This is a genomic window from Adlercreutzia equolifaciens (assembly GCF_029076695.1).
Classification (GTDB): Bacteria; Actinomycetota; Coriobacteriia; order Coriobacteriales; family Eggerthellaceae; genus Adlercreutzia; species Adlercreutzia equolifaciens_A.
The window spans coordinates 269,474-289,622 of the sequence record NZ_JARFIK010000001.1; the positions used below are offsets into that span (position 1 = coordinate 269,474).

At 61.2% G+C, this 20,149-nt stretch carries 14 protein-coding genes and 1 tRNA gene; 3 read left to right on the plus strand and 12 right to left on the minus strand.

Features of this window, described 5'->3' with window-relative positions:
• The first annotated feature begins 141 nt into the window (after positions 1 to 141).
• Positions 142 to 1,353, plus strand: a complete 1,212-nt coding sequence (locus tag PZH32_RS00870; protein ID WP_275205748.1) for a helix-turn-helix transcriptional regulator — start codon at positions 142 to 144, stop codon at positions 1,351 to 1,353.
• A 265-nt stretch (positions 1,354 to 1,618) separates the two neighbouring features.
• Here PZH32_RS00870 and PZH32_RS00875 read toward each other — a convergent pair whose 3' ends face one another.
• The 8 genes from PZH32_RS00875 to purE all read right to left on the minus strand — a co-directional run bounded on the left by PZH32_RS00875 (position 1,619) and on the right by purE (position 14,495).
• Positions 1,619 to 3,331, minus strand: a complete 1,713-nt coding sequence (locus tag PZH32_RS00875) for an FAD-dependent oxidoreductase (protein ID WP_275205749.1) — start codon at positions 3,329 to 3,331, stop codon at positions 1,619 to 1,621.
• A gap of 893 nt (positions 3,332 to 4,224) precedes the next feature.
• On the minus strand, positions 4,225 to 4,974 hold the full coding sequence (locus tag PZH32_RS00880) for a response regulator transcription factor (protein WP_275205750.1): 750 nt from the start codon (positions 4,972 to 4,974) through the stop codon (positions 4,225 to 4,227).
• A complete protein-coding gene (locus PZH32_RS00885; RefSeq protein ID WP_275205751.1) occupies positions 4,961 to 6,694 on the minus strand; it encodes an ATP-binding protein in 1,734 nt (577 codons plus the stop codon). The genes PZH32_RS00880 and PZH32_RS00885 overlap by 14 nt, the downstream gene beginning before the upstream one ends.
• Positions 6,695 to 6,784: 90 nt before the next feature.
• Complete coding sequence (locus tag PZH32_RS00890; protein ID WP_275205752.1) at positions 6,785 to 7,384, minus strand: 4Fe-4S dicluster domain-containing protein; 600 nt, start codon at positions 7,382 to 7,384, stop codon at positions 6,785 to 6,787.
• A 3-nt stretch (positions 7,385 to 7,387) separates the two neighbouring features.
• Positions 7,388 to 10,012: a molybdopterin-dependent oxidoreductase gene (locus PZH32_RS00895; protein ID WP_275205753.1), complete on the minus strand. Its 2,625-nt coding sequence runs from the start codon at positions 10,010 to 10,012 to the stop codon at positions 7,388 to 7,390.
• An 839-nt stretch (positions 10,013 to 10,851) separates the two neighbouring features.
• Positions 10,852 to 11,661, minus strand: coding sequence for a 2-oxoacid:acceptor oxidoreductase family protein (locus PZH32_RS00900; protein ID WP_275205754.1), 810 nt, complete (start codon positions 11,659 to 11,661; stop codon positions 10,852 to 10,854).
• Positions 11,654 to 13,909, minus strand: coding sequence for a thiamine pyrophosphate-dependent enzyme (locus PZH32_RS00905; RefSeq protein WP_275205755.1), 2,256 nt, complete (start codon positions 13,907 to 13,909; stop codon positions 11,654 to 11,656). Before PZH32_RS00905 ends, PZH32_RS00900 begins: the two co-directional genes overlap by 8 nt.
• 121 nt (positions 13,910 to 14,030) lie before the next feature.
• Positions 14,031 to 14,495, minus strand: a complete 465-nt coding sequence (gene purE, locus PZH32_RS00910; protein WP_275205756.1) for a 5-(carboxyamino)imidazole ribonucleotide mutase — start codon at positions 14,493 to 14,495, stop codon at positions 14,031 to 14,033.
• 283 nt (positions 14,496 to 14,778) lie between these two features.
• On the opposite strand from purE, the gene PZH32_RS00915 reads away from it, so the two are divergent.
• Together PZH32_RS00915 and PZH32_RS00920 are read left to right on the plus strand one after the other, a co-directional pair.
• Complete coding sequence (locus PZH32_RS00915) at positions 14,779 to 15,036, plus strand: hypothetical protein (RefSeq protein WP_275205757.1); 258 nt, start codon at positions 14,779 to 14,781, stop codon at positions 15,034 to 15,036.
• Positions 15,037 to 15,257: 221 nt separating this feature from the next.
• Positions 15,258 to 15,344: transfer RNA gene (locus PZH32_RS00920), tRNA-Leu, on the plus strand.
• A 197-nt stretch (positions 15,345 to 15,541) separates the two neighbouring features.
• Here the strand turns inward: PZH32_RS00920 and PZH32_RS00925 are convergent.
• From PZH32_RS00925 to PZH32_RS00940, 4 genes are all read right to left on the minus strand, one after another.
• On the minus strand, positions 15,542 to 16,225 hold the full coding sequence (locus PZH32_RS00925; RefSeq protein ID WP_275205758.1) for a PspA/IM30 family protein: 684 nt from the start codon (positions 16,223 to 16,225) through the stop codon (positions 15,542 to 15,544).
• Between the two features lie 134 nt (positions 16,226 to 16,359).
• On the minus strand, positions 16,360 to 17,067 hold the full coding sequence (locus tag PZH32_RS00930) for a hypothetical protein (protein WP_275205759.1): 708 nt from the start codon (positions 17,065 to 17,067) through the stop codon (positions 16,360 to 16,362).
• Positions 17,068 to 17,649: 582 nt separating this feature from the next.
• On the minus strand, positions 17,650 to 18,120 hold the full coding sequence (locus tag PZH32_RS00935; RefSeq protein ID WP_275205760.1) for a universal stress protein: 471 nt from the start codon (positions 18,118 to 18,120) through the stop codon (positions 17,650 to 17,652).
• Between the two features lie 239 nt (positions 18,121 to 18,359).
• Positions 18,360 to 20,012 carry an ABC1 kinase family protein gene (locus PZH32_RS00940; protein ID WP_275205761.1) on the minus strand — a complete coding sequence of 551 codons (1,653 nt, stop codon included), beginning with the start codon at positions 20,010 to 20,012 and terminating at the stop codon, positions 18,360 to 18,362.
• Between the last annotated feature and the right edge of the window lie 137 nt (positions 20,013 to 20,149).

A 20,149-nucleotide genomic window follows, 5' to 3' on the forward strand; every position in this document is an offset into this window, starting at 1 on the left:
TACCTCAGGTTCATCGATGAGCAACCGAGCCTGTCTGAAGCCTATCGGGCACAGGGAGTTTCGTCAGTCTCACGAAACCGGGTAAATGGGGTATTTGCCCTCGTCCGAAAGGTATGATTTGCCGATTCAAGGGAGGGAAACGTGCATATCAACCTCAAGGCGCACAAGATCAACGGCCGCCAGGCGGCCTCTATTGCGCTGCTCGATTCCATCATTTGGCTGTGGTTTCACCAGATCAACTACACGAGCATTTTCTCGGAGTCGGTGCTGGCTCCCAACATTGCCGTGCTACCGAGCCTTGCCCTGAGCACGGCGCTGGCGGTGGGCATCATGCATGCCCGCTGGGATGTCATTCCGAAATCTCTCCGCTTGGCCACGGCCCTGGGCACACCCCTTGTGCTGCTCGGCTGCGTGCTGCTGAGCCAAGTCGGCAACCAGTCCGACACGCTCGCTACCGCTCTCTCGCTGGCCCTCGGGGTGGCCTGCAGCCTGGCCGCTCTCCTACGCCTAGAAACGCTGGCCAAGTGCGACGACTTCGCCACCTTGGCCGTGGCCCTTTCTGGCTCACTCATGTTGTTCTACGTGCTCGACCTGGGGCTTTTGCTGGTGCCGCGCGAAGTGTACGACGCGCTTGTCGTTGCAGCGCCCCTCACCTTGGCCGTCGGCTCGAGCCACCCGGCGCCTCCCGCGGCACGCTCGGGTCCGCTGCCAAAACGCATGCGACGGGCCGTGCCCGTGCTCGTGCCCTTCGTCATGGGGGCCTGCACCGGCTTCGTGGTAGCGCTTGGGATGGCGGCCATGGCCGTGAGCCCCCTCGAGCTGTTCACCCGACCCTCTCCGCTGTTCTTGCTCTCGCAGCTGCTGTTCATCTGCCTGACCATCGTGACGGTGTTCGGCCTTGACCTGCGCAAGGCCACCTATTTCGCTGGCACAAGCCTCTGCTGGAGCTTGGGTATGGCCACCGGCAACGTCGCCAACGAGACCCTGCTCACCTCGGCGCAGCACCTTATCGCCAACGAAGCAGCCTCGTTCATCTGCCTCTCCGTCATCGTCATATTCTTCGCCTTCTCCGGCATCTGGATTAACAGCCTTGAGAAGACCATCGTCACCAGTACCGAGTCGTCCTTCGAGCGCATCGCCAAGGACGCCGGTCTTACAAAGCGCGAGACCGAAGTGGTGCAGCTGCTTTTGGAAGGCCGCAGCCTGCGCATCATTCAGGAGACGCTGTTCATTTCCGAGGGTACCGCCCGCACCCACACCAAACGCATTTACGCGAAGCTGGGCGTTCACTCCAAGCAGGAGCTCATCGACTTCTTCAAAGGAAAGCTCACCTCAGAGCAGGCGGAGAAGTAGCTAGCGGCACGAACGCGCCCAAGAGCCGCGAGCCGGCGCCTATTGCGCCCAGACGTGGTCCTCCTCCTGCTACGCATGGCTACAGCAACCATCTCGGCAGACGGTCACGTTGTCTTGCTCGGCGCCGGAGGCCACCGCCACCCCCTTTCCGGGCCACCCCATCCGAACGGCACCTACCCCCTCCCCAACCGTCAAACGGCCCCCGCCGAAGCAGGGGCCGCTCAAGGGAGGGTTATGGGTACAGCTTACGCCGCAGGGCGCGAACCTAGGCGCTCAGCGCGTGGTTCACGGCCACCCAGCTCATCACGCCACCGGAGCCGAGGCTGATGCCGCCATGCACGTAGGTGCCGCCGGAGATACCGGAGGAAGCGCAGCCAACCGCGTACAGGTTCGGGATGGGCTCGCCCGCCGTATTCACAACCTGGGCGTTCTCGTTGATGGTCAGGCCGCCGGCGGTGCTGCACGAACCAGGCACGTAGGTGGTGCCATAGAACGGGCCCGCGGCCAGGGGCGCCAGCACCGGGTTCGGGATGTCGGTGCGGCTGCCGGCCATAACGCCGGTGGTGTTGATGTCCAGGTGCTTCTCGCCACGATGGAACACCGGATCCTTGCCCTCGGCGGCATTGGCGTTGAAGGCCTCGATCTCGGCCTTCAGGCCCGCAGGATCGATGCCCAGCTTCTCAGCCAGCTCTTCGAGGGTGTCGGCCTTCACGAAGTACTCGGGCACCTCGTCGGCAGCAGAGGCGTCGCCACCGTAGGTCTCATCGAAGAAGCTGCCCTCGCCGTCGCCCACGGCGCTCACGATGTGGCCCGGCATGGAATAGGTATTCCAGCAGGCAGCGTCGCAGATGAGGTAGGACGGAATGTTCACATGGCCCGGCTCGCCGGTGTCATAGTAGGCGAAGGACTGGTTGAACAGGTCGTAGGGACCAGCCTCGTTGCCGATGCGCTTGCCCTTCTTGTTCACCACGACCGCACCAGGCAGACCGCGGTACATAGCCCAGTCGCAACCGGCGATTTCCTGGGCGATGAGACCATCGTTGATGAGGGCCTGCGGGTCGTCGCCCGTGGTGAGGACGCAGGGGACACCCCACCAGCGATCCATGAAGGACACACTCGCGCCGATGTCCATGCCCATGCGCTGGCCGTCACCGGTGTTGGTGGGCACTACGCAGGTGGCCATAAGCTTGTAGGGCAGGTACTTGGCGCGCATTTCGTCGTTGTGGTCGAAACCGCCCGTAGCCACGATGACCGTGGAGGCCTTGATGTTCTGGCCACCGCACACCGCGCCGAGCACCGCACCGGAGCCGTCAGTCAAAAGCTCGGTGGCCTCGGTGTTCATGAGGATTTCCACGCCCAGCTCTTCCAGCTTGGCCTTCATCTCTTCCCACATCTGGGTTGCCACCAGCGGGCCCTCGGCGTTCGCCGCGCCCAAGCTGCCGCGGCCCATGGGGATCCAGCCCTCCATGGGCTCGTAGTAGTCGCCGAACAGCGGGCTCGCGTTGAACGTCCAGCCCATCTCCTCGGACAGCCAGGTGAGGAAGTCGTTGCCGTTGTCGATATAGGAGCTCAGCACGGCCTGATCGACACGATGATCGGACGCGTTGGTGAAGTACTTCACCACTTCTTCCTTGCTGTCCTTTACGCCCGCAGCCTCGGCGGCGTAGGACAGCGGCACGGCCAGACCGCCGCCCGAGGTGGCAGCGGTGCCGCCCCACATGGTGCCCTTCTCGACGACGCACACGTTGGCGCCCTTCTCGGCGGCCACCAGCGCAGCGAACGTGCCAGTGCCAGAGCCCAGCACGAGCACGTCTACTTCCTTGTCCCAAGAAATATCAGAGCCCGTAGCGGCCAGGCTCGACTCGTTGTTGCCCGCAGGAGCGCAGCCCGCCATGGCGGCCGTCGCGCCCAGCGCCAGGCTCGAAAGCGCCGCAGTCTTCAGAAACCCGCGACGATCCATTCCCTTGTTTTCTCCCATGAATTTCCTCCTTATTCGAGAAACCGGCCTTGTGCCAATTTCTTGCGCTTCATTAAAGGGAATTTCCAGGGATGTGTCAGTCTCACGAAACCGGGGAGTTAGGCGCCGAGCCCTCGCCCAAAAGGTATGATTTTCCAGGTCACCGCCTAGTACTTAATTTCTGCGAGGGAGGGCGCTGTGCGGGCGTTGGGGGCTTGGGAGTTGAGATGCTGCGCGGGCACTTTGGGACCTTGGAGAGCTCGGGAACCTGGGGTGCCTCGGAGGGCTTGGGGGCCTCGGGGGGTCTTGGAGGTCTGGAGGCTTCGGGCCTTGGGTTCAGGGGTTCAGGGGCTTGGGACTTGAGGGTTCGGGAAGATCGGAGGCCTTGGGATTCGGGGCTTGAGGGTTCGGGGAGGTCGGGAGCCTTGGAGGGACCAAGACTGAAGCAAGTGGTCAAATTAGACCTGTTTTCCATCGACTGTATGTCAGCAAGAGATTTTTGGTCAATCAGACGGCGATTTCCATCGATTCGGTGGTCAATCAGCCTGCGTTTTCCATCGCGCCTTTTTGGCGTCGGGAAAAGACCAGGTCAGAAAGGCGGGCTCTCTTGCGCTCGTTTCGCAGTGGAAGCAAATCGATGGAAAACGCCGTCTGATTGACCAAAAAGTTCCTATTTACGGTGCGTCGATGGAAAACGGGCCCTGATTGACCATCCGCAGATCCTGGCGCCAGCGCGGGCGACACCGAGCTGAATGGAAGGTGGGACCTGGTTGACCATCCCTCAAAGCTGGGCGCCAACGCGGACGGCGCCTGGCTGAATGGAAAGCGGGCCCCGATTGACCCCGTTCAGCCCTGGCCGTGCGGATCTTCTTGCGCAAAAGCAGCTGTTATCATGTCCGAGGTCCCCAAGAACCTCACTCATCCGCGAGCTTGTAGCCAACGCGCCAGACCGTAAGCAGGTAGCGAGGCTCGCTGGGGTTGTCCTCGATCTTCTCGCGAATCTTGCGCATAAACACGGTAATGGAGTTTTCGTCCACCTCGGCGACCTCGCCCCACAAATGCTCGTAGATGCGACGGCGCGTGAATACCTCGCCGGGCCTTTCAGCCAAAAGCGAGAGGATTTCAAACTCCTTGGCCGTAAGCGGCACCACCTCACCGCGCAGCCGCACCTCGTAGCGATCGAACAGCACCTCTAAGTCTCCCACCACCACGTGGTCGGGCCGGACACGGGCGACAGCTTCCGCGGCGGCATCGGCCTCATGCACCCGAGCATGCTGCATGTCGTCGCGATGACGACGCACATGAGCATCGATGCGCAGCAGCAACTCGTCAGCAATGAACGGTTTGGTCACGTAGTCGTCGGCTCCAGCCTTGAAGCCAGTGCTCTTATCCACGATATCGTTCTTAGCGGTCAAGAAGATAACGGGGATGCGCCGGCCCTCGTCGCGCATCTGGCGACACACATCGAAGCCGTTCATGCCCGGCATCATCACATCAAGCAGCAGGAGGTCGGGGCGCTCCTGATCAAGCAGGCGCAGCCCCTCTTTGCCGCTCAACGCGCCGCAGAATTCGTAGCCCTCTTCCTCTACCAAGTCGCGTAGGCTTTCGTGGATACCCGGGTCGTCATCGATGAGCATTACCTTGATGGGCTTATCCAATACCATGGGTATCCTCTTCCTCCTCGCGCGGCAAAGCAGGCGCCTGCCCAGCCGCCTCACCCCTCTCCTCATCGGACAACGACGGGCCGTCTTGAGGAATGCGCACAATGAAAGTAGCCCCCTCACTGAGCGCGCTCTCCACCTGTACGCTACCGCCGTGCATCTCCACGTACTCGCGCACAATGGCAAGCCCCAGCCCCGTGCCGTTATAGCGCCGCGTCGATGACGAATCCACCTGAGCAAACTTCTCGAAAATGCGCTCGTGATCCGAAGGAGCAATGCCGATGCCCGTGTCGGCCACCACCAGCAGCACCTGGCGCGTCGCCTCGTCATAGGAAGCATCAACCCGCACGCTACCGCCATCGGGCGTGAATTTCACCGCATTGCCGCATAGGTTCTGCAGTACGTGCACCAGCTTATCGAAGTCGGCGTTCACCAGGGGAACATCGGGTGTCACGCTGCTCGAGAACGTCAAGTTCTCCTTTGCGGCCAGCGGTCCCACCGTGGCCTTCACTATGGACACCACATCCCCCAGGTCCACCACTTCGCAGTTCAGCCGCACGTGGCCCGCATCCAAGCGGCTCATTTCCAGAATGTCGTTGATCATCAGCATAAGCGCCTGGGAATTCGCCTCGATGCCCTTCAGGGCGCGGCACTCCTTCTCATCCGTGGCTACCACGTGCTTGTTCAGCAGCTCAGCGAAGGCCACAATGGAAGTCAGCGGCGTGCGCAGCTCGTGACTAACCATGGAGAGGAAGTCCGATTTGTATTGGTTCTCGTCCACCAGCTGGGCGTTCACCGACTCCAGCTGCTTGCGCTGGCGCTCAAGCACTTCGTTGGCCTGCTGCAACTGAGCCGTGCGATCGGCCACCTGATCTTCCAAGTTGGCATACACGTCGGCCAGCTCGCGGGCCATGCCATTGAACTCGCTGGTCAGCGTGCTCATTTCCTGCGAGGACTCACTGTAGGAAAGCTGCACATTCAAATTACCTTCGGACACCTGGGTCACGCCGGCTTGGATTTTCCCCAACGGTCGCGTGACCAAATAGGTAAGGGCTACGTACACCACCACCAGGCATACCGCCAGCATAACGGCGAAGAACAGCACGTCCTGCGCAATGGAGTCGCGTTCGTTTTGCTGGTACACATCAAGGGGCATGATGATGCTGATGGCGCCACCCACGTCCCCCATTTGCCAACCCTCTTTCGGGTTGCCCGTCACATCTAATTCTCCCACAGGCTCGCCATGACACTGCAAGCACGCCTCTTCGATGGTCATAGGCGCCACATAGCGAAACACCTGCTCGCCTTCATAGTCGACGAAACCGTAGAAATCTTTTCGCTGCGAATCGGCATGAAAGGCTTCCAAGGCCTCGGCCTCGAAGGAGTCGGGAAGCCCCGCGTCGTTGCGGGGCTCGAAATTAACGAAGCGCGTCGTGTAGTCGGATTGAAGAGTGAAAACCTGACCAATAATGCGGCCGGCAATAGCGCAATGAAGTCCCTGGTAAACTCCATCTTCCGTAAAAGCTACCTCCGCCAAACGATCCTGGTTGTACACCATAAACTCCCACACGGCATCCATTTGCTGAGCCAAGGCTCGTCCCTGCACGCGTAACTCGTTTTCAGTTTGCGTATGCTGGTTCTTCGTCGTCCACAGCACGTTAGCGCCGAGCGATACGACCAGCAGCAACGCAATCAGACAAAGAAATTTCGTTTTCAGCTTCATCGCACAACACCCCCTCCCCTCTTACGGTGCAGTGTATCTAAAGATCGAAGCCGTGCGAAGGGAGGATCGCACGGCTTCGACGAGAGAAACTTACATGGTCAAGCGCTTCGGCTCACCCTCCAAGGCTGCCGGTCGAGCATCAATGACTACCGAAGGATCGGTCTGCGAGGCATCCGGCAGAACCGATATCTGGTTCACCCCGTCCGGATGGGCCGCACGAAGCTCCTCGATCGGGCCGAACTCAAGAGCGCGCATGGGGCAGGCGGCCACGCAAGCCGGCTGCTCGCCTGCAGCACGCAGGTTGATACACCCATCGCAGCGATGCACTACTTTCAGCTCCTTGATCAGCACCGGGTGGCTGTAGGGGCAGGCCTTCGTACAATACTCGCACCCGATGCACTTGTCGTCATCGTGCTGCACCGTGCCGTCTTCCTCGTTGATGTAGGTGGCACCAGCAGGGCACACTTCGACGCAGGCTGGCGTGTGGCAGTGATTGCAGGCGCCCGAGTAATGGAACACTGCGGGCTTGGGGAACTCACCGATTTCAAACGTCTCGACCTTGCGGAACAAGTACCCCACATCCAAATCATTCTTGTCCTTGCAAGCCACCTGGCAAGTACGGCACCCCACGCAAGCTTGCTGGTTGAAGTAGAAGCCCTGCGGTGCTTTGTTCTCTTTAACGTCGGCCATGGATTATTCACCGTCCTTGCAGACAACGCGAAGCGGCTGATCGGCATCGGCGCCCAGCGCATCGCCCGTATACTTCTCAATCTTGCACAGAGCCGAGTTGTATCCCGAGGTGCCCTGGCCATTAGGAGCGGGACCCGTAAGGTAATTGTCGGCACCGGCCTGATCAATGCCCGTCGCCTCATCGACCGCCACCCAAGCGCCATGGGGAAGTGCGACCACACCAGGCATCAAGCCGGCATACACGGTCGCATTGCGCACGCACTGCCCATAGGGGCTCGAGATGAGCACCGTATCGCCATCGGAAACTCCGGCGGCCTGGGCGTCAGCCGTGCTAATGAACACGGGGTTGGCCCATGCCTCACGCAACCAGCCGATATTGTCGAACACGCTGTGAGCACGACGCAGATAGTGAGGATTCATCACCTGCAGAGGGTACTCCGCCCCCTTCGCCGAGGCGTCCTCGTACCCGTTCGTCACCTTTACATAGGTGGGAATGGGGGTCACGTTGCTCCAGCCCATAGCGTTGTACGTGTCGGCCAGCGTCTGGCAGTAGATCTCCAGCTTGCCCGAGGGCGTTTCGACAGGGTTGGCCTCGGGATCCTTCACGAAGTCCTCGAAGGCAATATAGCCGTAGTTGTCACCCGGCTGGCGCTTCACCTGATAGACGCCAAGATCCTTCAGCTCCTGATAGGGCAGCTTACCCTCCTGCGGCGACCCTTCGACGCCCAGAGCATCGATGTCTTCCTGAGTAATGCCCACGGCCGGCACGTAGGTTTTGCCATCTTCGTCGCATACCTCCATAGAGGCCAGCTGGTTGAAGTACTGCTGCTTCACGTCGAAGGGGTACACATCCGTGCGAGAAAGACCCAGCTTCTCGGCCAGTTCGCAGGCGATGTCCTGATCGGACTTGCTTTCGTACAGAGGGTCGATAATCTGCTGGTAGGCCACCATCATCTCGCGGTTGGACTTGTGACCCAAGGTTCCTCCGAACAGACCATCAAAGCGCTCCCATTCGGTGCTGATGGGCAGAATAATGTCGGAGTACCGCGCCGCCGTCGTGTAGAACTGCGCATGGGCCACCACCATGTCCACCTTGCGATGAGCCTCAATGGCTCGCGCCATACCCACATTCGTCTGCATCTTATTGCCGCTGGAGTGGTAAATGACATGAATATCGATGTCGCGCTTCTCGGCAGGATCATAGTGCTTAGTACCCGTAAAGGTATACGTGCCATTGAGAACAGCGTCCCATACTTCGTTGCCGTTAATGTGGTCGTCCACCGGGTTTTCGATCTCAGGCAGGCCGTCCTTGCCCGCCTTAATGAGTGCAGGGCCGCCATTTCCCGAGGTCACGTGCATGGTAGTACCCGTCATATGACCAGACTTGCCCATATGGCCGCCCATGGCACCCACGGTCATGATAATCTGCGGCAGGTTGTCGGTGTCATTCACGCGAGCCGATGCCGCCGATACCAGGAAGGCCACCTTGTGATCCTTGCCCATGGCGCTTGCCAGCATGCGAATGTCCTCGGGGCTGGCACCGCAGATTTCGCTTGCCCACTCGGGCGTTTTGGGCGTGTGGTCGTAAGCACCCAGCACATAATCTTTAAAGTTGGTCTTTTCCTTGGCGTCGGCCGGCATGTGGTCGGCGTCGAAACCAACCGTACAACGGTTGAGGAAATCCCAATCAATCAGACCCTCAGCCTCATCCTGATCAAGCATGGCGTAGGCCACACCAAGCAGAAATGCCATATCAGTGGCAGGGCGAATGGGAATCCACTGGGCATCGAGAGTCGATGCCGTCTCACTGTACATGGGATCGATCACGATGAACTTCGCCCCATTGGCCTTGGCCTGCCAATAGTTCCACATTTGACTGCCAGCAGCACTCCACGCAGGGTTCATGGCCATCATGACGATAGTTTCACAATTGCGCAGGTCATAGCGGTCGTTAATGGTCTGATCCTGCATGTTGTCATGATGGAAGCCGATCAGAAACGGCGTCTTCGACCAAGAGCCATAGGAATTCGTATCCCAGAAGTTCGTGAAACCGCCAAAAGCGCCCAGCGTTCGCGTCATCTCGGGGTTCCACCCCTTAAGCAACAGGATCGAACGATTGCCGTACTGCTCCTTCGCCCGCTTTAGCCCGTCAGCCACATAGTCGAGCGCCTCATCCCAGCTGATGCGCTCCCATTCGTCTTTGCCGCGCAGTTCGCCGTTCGGGACATCGGGACTCCACCCCTTGCGCTTAAGCGGGTACTTGATACGGTCTTCTGCGAAAACTTGCTGCGACTGACTGCGGCCACGTAGGCATCCGCGCTGCTGGGGATAGTCGGGACTGTCCTCGTGAGTGTCGTCGGTCTTCTGACGAATCGGCTTGCCCTCGTGCACAAGCACTTTGTTCAAGCAGCGGCCGCCGCAATTATGCCAGCATGCTGCCGTAAGCCAGGTACCCTCCTCGGCTGGAGTCTCCCCCGTGGTAGCCAACTCGTCGCTCGAGCGGCTGGGAGACGAGCACGCCACCAACGAACCTCCCGCCAAAGCAACGGTTGCAGCCGCGCCGGCTTTCATGAAGGAGCGACGGTTCAGCATCGACGCCTGCTTGAACTTCTCAAGATAGGTTGCCATTGATCCTCCTCTTCCTCTCGTGGCCCCGGAAGTCCTTCTCGGCTTCCGAGGCACGCTTTCAGAGTAAAAAATCCGCCTTGAGATAGCCATTACCTCTGTCCGCATTCTTTCTTTCCGAATTATTAACAGCCACTGACGCGACATTAAGAAGGAGCACAAATATCACTCGTAAATTAGCCCACGCAGAAACCGGGAGGGTGTGACCATCCAAACGCGGCGCTCCCGCGGGACAAACGCACCTAGAACAACCGCGGTTGGGTCCTCTGGTCAATCAGGACCCGTTTTCCATCGACGATATGTCAACAAGAGATTTTTGGTCAAACAGGGGCCGATTTCCATCGATTCGGTGGTCAATCAGCCTGCGTTTTCCATCGCGCCTTTTTGGCGTCGGGAAAAGACCAGGTCAGAAAGGCGGGCTCTCTTGCGCTCGTTTCGCAGTGGAAGCAAATCGATGGAAAACGCCGTCTGATTGACCAAAAAGTTCCTATTTACGGTGCGTCGATGGAAAACGGGCCCTGATTGACCATCCCGCAAGGTTCAGCAGAATTGGACTCAGCGAAACTTCTCTCGCCCCACCTGTTACCGTACCTCCTGGGACTGCGCACGAAAACACCAGCCTCTCCCAGGCAGTTCACGCTTTAATAGACAGGGAAACCAAGGGGTCCCGTTCGCGTAGCGGGCCCTGCATTACCCAACAGCGGCATTGGCGGCGGCATTCTGGCGGATTGACGCCGATACGTTCATGCAAAGCATCAGCGGCAGCCGTGACCTCGGAGATCAGCCCCTGCCCGTACGCCCGGGCGAACAGCTCCCTATCCGAACACCTGGACAGACAGTCCCTACCCGTACGCCTCGGCGGCGTGGTCGATGGCTTGGAGGTTCATGGCTACGAACTGGGGCTTTACGCAGGCCTCTACCGCTTTCTTCACCTCGTCCAGCGTGAGGGGAATGCGGTTTTGCGCCACGGCCACCGCCAGCAGCATCATGTTGAGCGACTTGCGAGAACCCGGGCCCAAGGCCGTCACCAGCGCCTCATCGTTCACGGGCACGAACAACGGCACGGGATAGCCTCCGACGCCCGGGGCCTGGGCGTCTTTGCCCGCGGCAGCAAAAGTCCCACGCGCAGCGCTAGGGGCGCTTGCGCTGGTTGCGCCCGCACTGCAATCGCTGAGGCTGCGGCCATCCCCGACGGCGCCGGCCGCAGCTGCGGCGTCCCCGAACACCTCCTCGCGCTCCGCTTCCGCTTGCTGCTCCTGCGTGGCATTCTTTTGCAGGGCGTTTTCCAACGCGGCTACCACGTCGCCTGCGCGATAGGGCTGACTGGCCAGGGCCGCGGTTACGGGCTGGATGGCCGTGGTAGCCGTCACCAGCACGCCGCCTGGTGCCAAGTAGGGCAGTGCGCGGGCCGCCTCGCCCGGCTCAAGAGCAATGACCATGTCAGCGGTTCCCGGCGTGATCAGCGATGAGAACACTTCCTCACCCTCGGAGCCCATGCGCACATGGCTGGTGACGTTGCCGCCGCGCTGGGCCATGCCGATGGTCTCGGCGGTGCGCACCTGCCATCCACGGGCCAGCGCCGCCTGGGCCAGCACTTTCGCCGCCAGTACGGTGCCCTGACCACCTACGCCGGCAAGAAGAACGTTAATCATGGCAGCCTCCTTCCGGCGCCGACACAGGGAGTCCGTCGATGGGCCCCGTCGGATCATCGCTGTGCACAATGCAGCGCGCTACGGCAACCCCGTCAGATCCGAGGCCCTCGGCCTGTCCCAGGGCCTCCCCCGGCGTTTCATCAGGCTCGCCGTTAATTTCCGTCTGCTGAAAATCGTTCATCTCGTCTTCCAGCACTCGGCCGTAAAGGGGCAGGTCAACAGGAGCCTCGTTCGGATTTGCGATGGCGTTGAAGGGGCACACCTGCACGCACAGGCCGCAACCGTCGCACAGGCTGCCATCCACGAACGCCTGGCCGCGCTCGCGAGAAGCAGGCCCGCGCCGCGCCGCATCGAAGCCGATGCCCGGACACCCGATGGACGTGATGCACTTCTTGCAGCCCGTGCAGGTATCGGCGTCGATGGCCACCGGCGCTGCGGGCTTTTTCAGCTGAATGCAGGGCGCACGGAAGATGACTGCCGAAGGGCCCTCGAAATCGATGGCCCGACGAGCTGCTTCCGTGGCACCTTCCAGGGAGTGGGGATTCGCAAAGGTGATGCACTCGATGCCGAGCCCCTTCAGCACCTCTTCAATGACAATGGGTCGACGCTCCTCGCCCATCAGCGTCACGCCCGTGCCCGGATGAGGCTGGCTGCCGGTCATAGCCGTCGTGGCGTTGTCCAGAATGGCGAAGGTGACATCGTGGCCGTTGTACACCGCATTGGCCACGCCGGTCATACCGCTGGCGAAGAACGTGGAGTCGCCGATGAAGGCCACTGCCTTCTTCCCCGGCTCGGCCACGGCAAAACCCTGGGCCATGGTGAGGCCGGCGCCCATGCACAGACAGGTGTCTACCGCATCGAGCGGCTGGGCATTGCCCAAGGTGTAGCATCCAATGTCGCCCGTCAGCACCGCGGGGCGCTTGCCCAGGGCGCGCTTGACCGCGTAGAAGCTCCCGCGGTGAGGGCAGCCGGCACACAAAACTGGCGGCCGCACCGGAAGCGGCCCATCATAGGCAAGGCCGTTGCCGCCCGCAATGGCGCGATCAACCAGGCCAGCCACCCCATCGGTACCGCTGGTGCGGTCGAAGAAGCGCCCGAGGCGTCCGGCAATGTTCTCGGTGGAGTTCTCGCCACGGTCGTTGGCCGAGCCGGTCAACTTGCCCTGCACCCGCAGGTTCAGACCGCGGGCACCGGCCAGCTTGAGCATCTCCTCTTCAAGGACGCTGTCCAGCTCCTCGAACACAATGACGTCGGTCAGCCCGGCAGCGAAGGCTGCGGCCGTTTCTGCGGGGAAGGGATACGGGGTGCCCACGGCCATGAAGCGGTAGCGGGGCACCGCCACGCCGGCCGCAGCGGCCGCGCGCTCGATGAGCCCCAGGGCCTCGCGGGCGTAGGCCACGGACACGCCACCAGCCACAATGCCAATGGTAGGGGCGCCGGAGGCGTCGTCCGCCCCAGCCGCCTGCGCGCTCCCTACCGCCGTCGCACTCGCAGCCGCAGCCGCCGCAGCGGCCTCCCTCGGCGCCGCGATTCCGCCGCCTTCAAACACCTGGTTGAACTGCGAGAACGCCGGATCAAAGTCGAAATCCCATGCCATGCGGGCCAAACGGCGAACAATCTCGCCGTGGGCCTCGTAGGCACGCTTCGGAAAGATGACCCACTTCGGATCCTTCTGGAAGCCGTCGGCGGGCAGCGGACGACCGTGGGTCTCCTCCTGCACCTCGAAGAAGGTGGAGGCATGGCAGATGCGCGTGGTAGGTCGCACGATAACCGGCGTATCGTAGCGCTCGGACAGCTCGAAGGCGGCCTTCATCATGGCCACGCCCTGATCGGGCGAGCACGGGTCGAGCACCGGCACCTTCGCGAAGGAGCCGAAGCGGCGCGTGTCCTGCTCGGTCTGGGACGAAATGGGGCCGGGATCGTCAGCCACGAACAGCACGCACCCGCCGCGCACGCCCACATAGTTGAGCGACATCAGCGCGTCCGAGGCCACGTTCAGACCCACCTGCTTGCAAGTGTATAGCACACGCGCTCCGCAGTATGAAGCGCCGGCCAGCATTTCAAGGGCGGCCTTTTCGTTCGTGGACCATTCCACATGCACGTCCTGAGCGACGCCCTGCCCGTGCAGCTTCGCCACCGTTTCCACCACTTCTGAGGAGGGCGTGCCAGGATAGCCCGCCACTACGTTCACCCCAGCCTCCAGGGCCGCATGGGCGAACGCCTCGTTTCCCATTAAAAGTTGCTTCATGCGATATCCGTTTCCCGCGTTGAACCAGGGTGGGTCAGAAGCCGTCCGACTGCTCCATCGGATCGAACGCCTGCCAGAACCCCGATAAGGGCGCCGTCACCTGCGCCCGTCGCCCTGCGCTTTAGGCCTCGGCCATGTCCTTCTTAAGGTCGGCCACCTTCTGCAACATGGCCTCGTCGTTGGTGCCCATCATCTGCACGGCCAGAATAGCCGCGTTCTTCGCGCCATTAATGGCCACGCAGGCCACGGGCACGCCGGAGGGCATCTGCACCATGGACAGCAGGGAGTCCAAGCCGCCCAGATCGCTGGTCTTCATGGGTACGGCAATAACCGGCAGCGGCGTAAAGGCCGCCACCACGCCGCCCAGGTGAGCCGCCTTGCCCGCGGCGGCGATGATCACTTTGATGCCGCGATCACGGGCCGTCTCGGCCCACTCGTGGACGACGGCCGGCTTGCGGTGGGCGCTGGCCACCTTTACTTCATAGGGAACCCCCAGGGCATCCAACTGCGCCATGCACGGCTCCATGGCCGGCATGTCCGATTCCGATCCCATGATGATGCCCACGACGGGCGTTGCTTCCGCCATACGATCCTCCTTGTCCGAACGCGCAGCTATCGCTGCGCGGCTGCTCTCTTTCCACCATTATAGCCGCCAGAGCACGGCAACCCTGGCAGCGGGGAGCCGATACGAGAAGATCAGGGATCAAAGGCGTTGCAATTCGTTGACGAATGGGGTCGGTGAATGCCGCAATGGCGGTTGCTCACTAAAGTAGAGGCAGCGCATCATCAAAGCGCGCCGACGCATTGTGCTTTTGTCGAACGTCGGAACGCTCTTAAAGCGCAGGACAAACCAAGGAAAGGAGCTCACCATGAGCCTGGAAATTCCCGACAGCCGCGAAGACGCCCGCATCGATCGCGAGCACGAGCACGAGATGCTGAAGCACCTGAAGGACCACGTGGGCGATGAGATGCGCGCTGCGAAAGACCGCGAAGAGCGCGCCAAGGACAAGGCCACCCATGAGCTGAAGGACAAGATCGGCTACGAGGAAAAGGGCGAGCGCCGTCAGGAGGACATGACTGACGCCGCCTTGAAGGAGACGGCCAACACCATCCTGCGCGAGGAGTAGCTGAATCCCCTGACCGAGCGATGTCCGGCAGCTATCAACGGCGGTCCGCGGCTCGATGGCAGCAAACGCCCCCTCAACAGAGCATCTTTCTGCCCAGCATCGCCTCACTCCGTTCGGCATGCTTCGCAGAAAGTTTGCATCGGGACAAAATTACCCCTTGCGTCACCTCGCGGGGTCGGCTATGATAGTCAACGCTCTTTTGGCAATGCCAAAGTGCACCTGCGGGCGTGGCGGAATTGGCAGACGCGTACGGTTCAGGTCCGTATGGGGGCAACCCCATGGAGGTTCAAGTCCTCTCGCCCGCACCATTTAAGAAAGACCAGGCCAGACGGTATTTTCCGCCTGGCCTGATTTGTTTCTGCTACTCTGCGGCGCAAACAAAGTGCAAATGGGGATTTAACCAGAGCCGAAGCGTCCGCGCAAAAGCCAACCCCACCCAACAAAAACAGGGTCCGCCTTCCCTCCCGAAAGCGGACCCTGCGGCTATGGAAACGACTAGCACGAGCTAGTCGAGACCCATCTCTTTCTTCAGACGAGCCAGATCGTCATCGACCGCAGCAGTAACTCCGGCCTGCTCGTACTTCTTCTCCAGTTCCTCGGTGGGATCCTTCGGCTTCTCGGACAGCTCGGCCACGGCATTGGCGCGCTCGAGCATGTCGTCGGCCTTGGCCTCCATGCGATCGAAGGCGCTGCGCGCGCCCTCAGCGCGGTCGCCCGCGGAGGTCATCTCGTTCACCTTGGCCTGCGTCTTCGCTACCGCAGCCTTGGCCTTGATGGTGGCCTTGCGGGCATTCAGCTCTTCGATGTCCTTGACCAGCTTGTCGTGCATCATGCGCATTTTATCGGCGTTGGCCTTGGCGCCTTCGTAGGCGATGGTCAGGCCCTCGGTGCGGCCGGCCAGCTCCTGCTTCTTCGCCAGGAACGTGCGGGCGTCGTCCTCGTTTCCGGCGGCCAGGGCCTTCTTTGCCAGATCCTCGTACTTGGCCATTTCGGCCATATTGTCGTCGACCAGCTTCTTCGTACGCTTTTCCTCGGCCATGACGCCCGCGGTGGCCTCGCGCACCTCGGCGAGGGACTCCGTCATCTCGCGCAGGTACTGATCGACCATCTTCTCCGGGTCTTCGGCCTTGTCCAACAGCTCGTTGATGTTCGCCTTTACGATGGAGGCGAAACGATCGAGAATACCCATGGGGGTGCTCCTCTCTGGCCTGAGCGGCCTAGGTCGTGGCCCGAAGGGCCGGGGCAAACTTCGCACAAAGCGAAGGTGGTTCCAACAGGGGCGGCTTGTGCGCCGCGCTGTCTTGCAGCAGAGCGCCCAAACATCTAGCGCTGAATGGGGTCGTCAGAAATGGGCTTCGACGAGGTTACCGGCGGAGCCGATGATGCTTCGGCGTATTTCTGCTCGAGATCCTTCAGCGAGGAATCCTCAAAGGTTTCCAACGGCGTGTTCAGGATTTGCTCCATGCGCTCGGCCTCGCGTTGCTTGGCCTGCTGACGACGACGCACCAGCACAAACACCACGATGGCGATGATTATGACAGCAACCGCCACCGCAACCACCGGCCATGGTGAAGGCGTAACCGTCATGATACGGTCAGCCGTATCGGCGAAGGCATTGGAGAATATTTCCTCCTCTGACGGTGCGTCCTGGTATTGCACCCAGAGATAATCGGCCAGCACCTCAGCCGCCTCGTCATCCATAACCGTGCGCGCGCGACTGCCCGCCCAATAACCCGCGTTAAATCCACCCTGGTTGTTGTCGCAGAAGACAAGAAGGAAGTGGGCGTCGTCGCTGAACAGCTGGCTGTAAAGCTGCTGGGCCATATCGGTGAGTTCCGCCGTGGACGTCACGCTGCCGTTGGGCAGAATGTACACGTAAGGCCACACGCCCGTTTCCTCGTAGAAATGGCGCATGCCTTTCTGCAGAACGGCCGTGTTGTGAATCCAATCGCCGTCTTCATCGGTATAGTAGCCCGTTTCCTGGGCGGAACCTGGCGCCAACGCCGTGCGCTCTACCGTCGAAGCCGCCACCGAATTCGTCGTACAGCCACCCCCGAAAAGCGCCATGCCGAGAAACACGACAAGGATAAAGGCGGCAACAATAATGAAGATCGTTCCGCAACCGCTGTTCGGCGATGTGCCCTGAGGAGATCCGGATTGGCCGCTGTTCCCAGGCCCGGGCTGCTGCGGCCCCTGAGGCATCTGGGGAGGAACACTGCCCCCGCCCTCCGATCCACCCGACCGGCTGGAACCCATAAGACCCCCGAGAAAGCCACCCCAGAAGCTGCTTCCGCCGAAGCCGCCGCCATAGTAGCCACCGGGATGGCCGCCGAAGCTTGGTCCGCTTGAGCGGCCTCCCCCGAAACTGGGCCCACCAGAGCGACCGCCCGAGCTGGGGCCGCGGGAGAACCCCCCGCCCCCGCCGAAGCCGCCGGAAAACCCTCCGCCGCCTCCGCCGAAGCTTCCGCCTCCGCCTGATCTACCCATCGTTCCTTCTTTCCGTCTTGTTTAAACTCGTAGGTTCGCCTAAGGAAGTCAGCGAGGTGGCGGCAGATGCCTGCCGCCACCTCAGCGTCGGCGCTTCCGCGCATCCCGAAGGACAAGCAGAACAGCTTATTTCACAATGAGGACGGGCACGCTGGTCTTGTGAAGCACCGAGTAGCACACGCTGCCCAGCATGCCGCGCACAGCCCCCAGGCCGCGATGGCCCATGACGATGCAGTCGTAGCCGCCCTCGTCGGCATAGGCCGTGATGGAATCGTGGGGCGAGCCGTTGACCACGGCAATTTCGACACCAGCGGTATCGCCCACCAGCGGCGCAATGTCGGCAGCGATGGCATCGGTGTCGGCCTTCACGGCTTCGCTTTCCACCTCGGCGATGGCGTCCATGTCCAGAGAGTCGCCCAGCACCCCCGACATACGGGAGGCAATGCGGAAGGTTTCGGCGTTGAAGTCATGCCAATCGACCACCGAAAGCACGGTGATGGTGGCGTCCGGCACGCCCGCGGCCAGATCGAGAGCCGCCTGCAGGGCATTCTTCGCAGGGTCGGACTTGTCGTAGGGAACAAGAATCTTCTGATACATGGCAACACCTTTCCCCTGGTAGAGCAATTTAATTAGCTATTTGCTCATATATATGAAAGACGCATTCATTCTACCACCAGCCCTTTGAAAGGCCGCCAGCTGTAGACGCCATGTTACGAGCCATCGCCCACCCCCGCGCTGCGGCTCCGCGCTTCAGCGGCTCGGCGCGGGGAGCCCTGAAGGATCGCGTTGCCTAGCCGCGCCCCAGGAGCGTGCGACCCGCCTGGCTCCCGTGACGCCTAGCGCGGCTCTTCGTTGTTCAGCAGGCGATGGCGCGAGGCCATGATGCGCACAATGGTGTACACCCCCAGCACGAAAGCCCCCAGATATCCCAGCACGCCCAGGAGCGGCACGCCCAAGAACTGCGGCTGCATGCCGGTAGTGCACAGAATAGAAGAGCCCAGGAAAAGCCCCGCCGACAGCAGCGCCAGCGAAAGGCGCCCCACCGAGGCGTACACCGTGGCCAGTACCCGCGATGACACGTCGACATTACCGTTGACCTTGATTTGCCCGCGATCGATCATCTCCAATGTGTTCGACAGCTGCGTGGGAAGTTTTGCCAGCGCCTCGGCCGACTCGGTACCCGCAATGGCCAGATCCACCATGCGCTGGGCAATGTTCTTCGGGCTGCCCTGCTGGGCAATGACGTGCTTGGACACAATTTCGATAACGCTGATCGAGGGCGCCACCTGGGCGATAACGCCCTCGATAGTAACGAAGCCGCGAGCCAACATGGTCACCGACGAGGTAACCACCATGTTCTGGCTGCGCAGCAGCTCCACCACCTCGGTGAGCACCATACCCACGTTGATGTCCTTCATTTCCGCCGTGCTGTATTCGGAAAGGAGTCGTGCCAGATCATCCAGCAGCGCGCCGTGGTCGACGGGCCCCACCACATGGACGAGTCCCGTCAGTGCCTGCATAAGTAAGTAGGCGCTGTTCGTGGCCACGGCAGTGAACACCTTGCCCACCAGCATGCGCTCCGAGGCCGTTAAGCTGCCCACCATGCCCAGATCGATCCAGACCACTTCGCCGTCACGCACCAGAATATTGCCCGGATGCGGGTCGGCATGGAAGAAGCCGTTGTCGAGCACTTGGGTCACGTAGCTTTGGCACACGCGGCGCGCCAGGGCTTCCACGTCCACCCCCTGCTCCCGCAGCTTCGCCGTGTCGGAAATTTCAACGCCCTGCACGAACTCCATGACCAGCACTGAATCGGTGGAGTAGGCGGGATAGGGCACCGGCGAGGTGACCCCCTCTTCGGTTTCCATCTCTTTATGGAAGCGCACCAAGTTGTTCAGCTCGATGGTGAAATTCACCTCGTTGGCCGTGGTGCGCTCGATTTCCTCCACGAAGCCTTCCAGGGAAAGCAGAATGTCGCGATGGCTGTTGCTGACCAGCTCGCCCGTGGCAATGAGGTGCTTCATGAGCATGATGTCCTCGGCCATGGACTCGGCCACCCCGGGCCGGCGCACCTTGACCGCCACCACCGTGCCATCGAGCAGCACCGCCTTGTGCACCTGGGCAATGGAGGCGGCACCCAACGGATCGGGATCGATGGAGGCGAACACCGTATGCCATGAGGCCCCGTAGGCCTTGTCGATTTGCTCGACCACCGTGGCAAACGGCATGGGATCAGCATCGTCGCGCAGCTTCTCGAAGGCGTCGCAGTACTCTTTCGGCAGCAGATCGGAGCGGTTGGAGGCCAGCTGGCCAATTTTCACATAGGTGGGACCCAAAGCTTGCAGCACCTCCACGGCACGCTCGGGCGTTAAACCGGCCAGCACGTGGTACTGGTGCATGATGCGCAGAATCTCGTTCATGCGCTTATGGGACGTCTTGTCCTGTATGCTGATCTTCGCCAGCTTTACAAAGTCCTGAAATGTAGCCATGGGGCACCTCCTCGCGCACTCATGCTACCAAGGCATAAGCCGACCTCCACCCTTATCAATTGACCTGCTATCAACCCGTTTCCATCCTTACGCCGCTTACATTCCAAGATCGGGCAGTTTGGTTCCCACGCAGTCGG

Coding starts and splice junctions, on each gene's coding strand:
- PZH32_RS00925 (WP_275205758.1), bottom strand. CDS start 16,225: ATGGGTATTCTCGATCGTTTCGCCTCCATCGTAAAGGCGAACATCAAC.
- purE (WP_275205756.1), bottom strand. CDS start 14,495: ATGGCGGAAGCAACGCCCGTCGTGGGCATCATCATGGGATCGGAATCG.
- PZH32_RS00880 (WP_275205750.1), bottom strand. CDS start 4,974: ATGGTATTGGATAAGCCCATCAAGGTAATGCTCATCGATGACGACCCG.
- PZH32_RS00905 (WP_275205755.1), bottom strand. CDS start 13,909: ATGAAGCAACTTTTAATGGGAAACGAGGCGTTCGCCCATGCGGCCCTG.
- PZH32_RS00895 (WP_275205753.1), bottom strand. CDS start 10,012: ATGGCAACCTATCTTGAGAAGTTCAAGCAGGCGTCGATGCTGAACCGT.
- PZH32_RS00935 (WP_275205760.1), bottom strand. CDS start 18,120: ATGTATCAGAAGATTCTTGTTCCCTACGACAAGTCCGACCCTGCGAAG.
- PZH32_RS00940 (WP_275205761.1), bottom strand. CDS start 20,012: ATGGCTACATTTCAGGACTTTGTAAAGCTGGCGAAGATCAGCATACAG.
- PZH32_RS00915 (WP_275205757.1), top strand. CDS start 14,779: ATGAGCCTGGAAATTCCCGACAGCCGCGAAGACGCCCGCATCGATCGC.
- PZH32_RS00885 (WP_275205751.1), bottom strand. CDS start 6,694: ATGAAGCTGAAAACGAAATTTCTTTGTCTGATTGCGTTGCTGCTGGTC.
- PZH32_RS00900 (WP_275205754.1), bottom strand. CDS start 11,661: ATGATTAACGTTCTTCTTGCCGGCGTAGGTGGTCAGGGCACCGTACTG.
- PZH32_RS00875 (WP_275205749.1), bottom strand. CDS start 3,331: ATGGGAGAAAACAAGGGAATGGATCGTCGCGGGTTTCTGAAGACTGCG.
- PZH32_RS00890 (WP_275205752.1), bottom strand. CDS start 7,384: ATGGCCGACGTTAAAGAGAACAAAGCACCGCAGGGCTTCTACTTCAAC.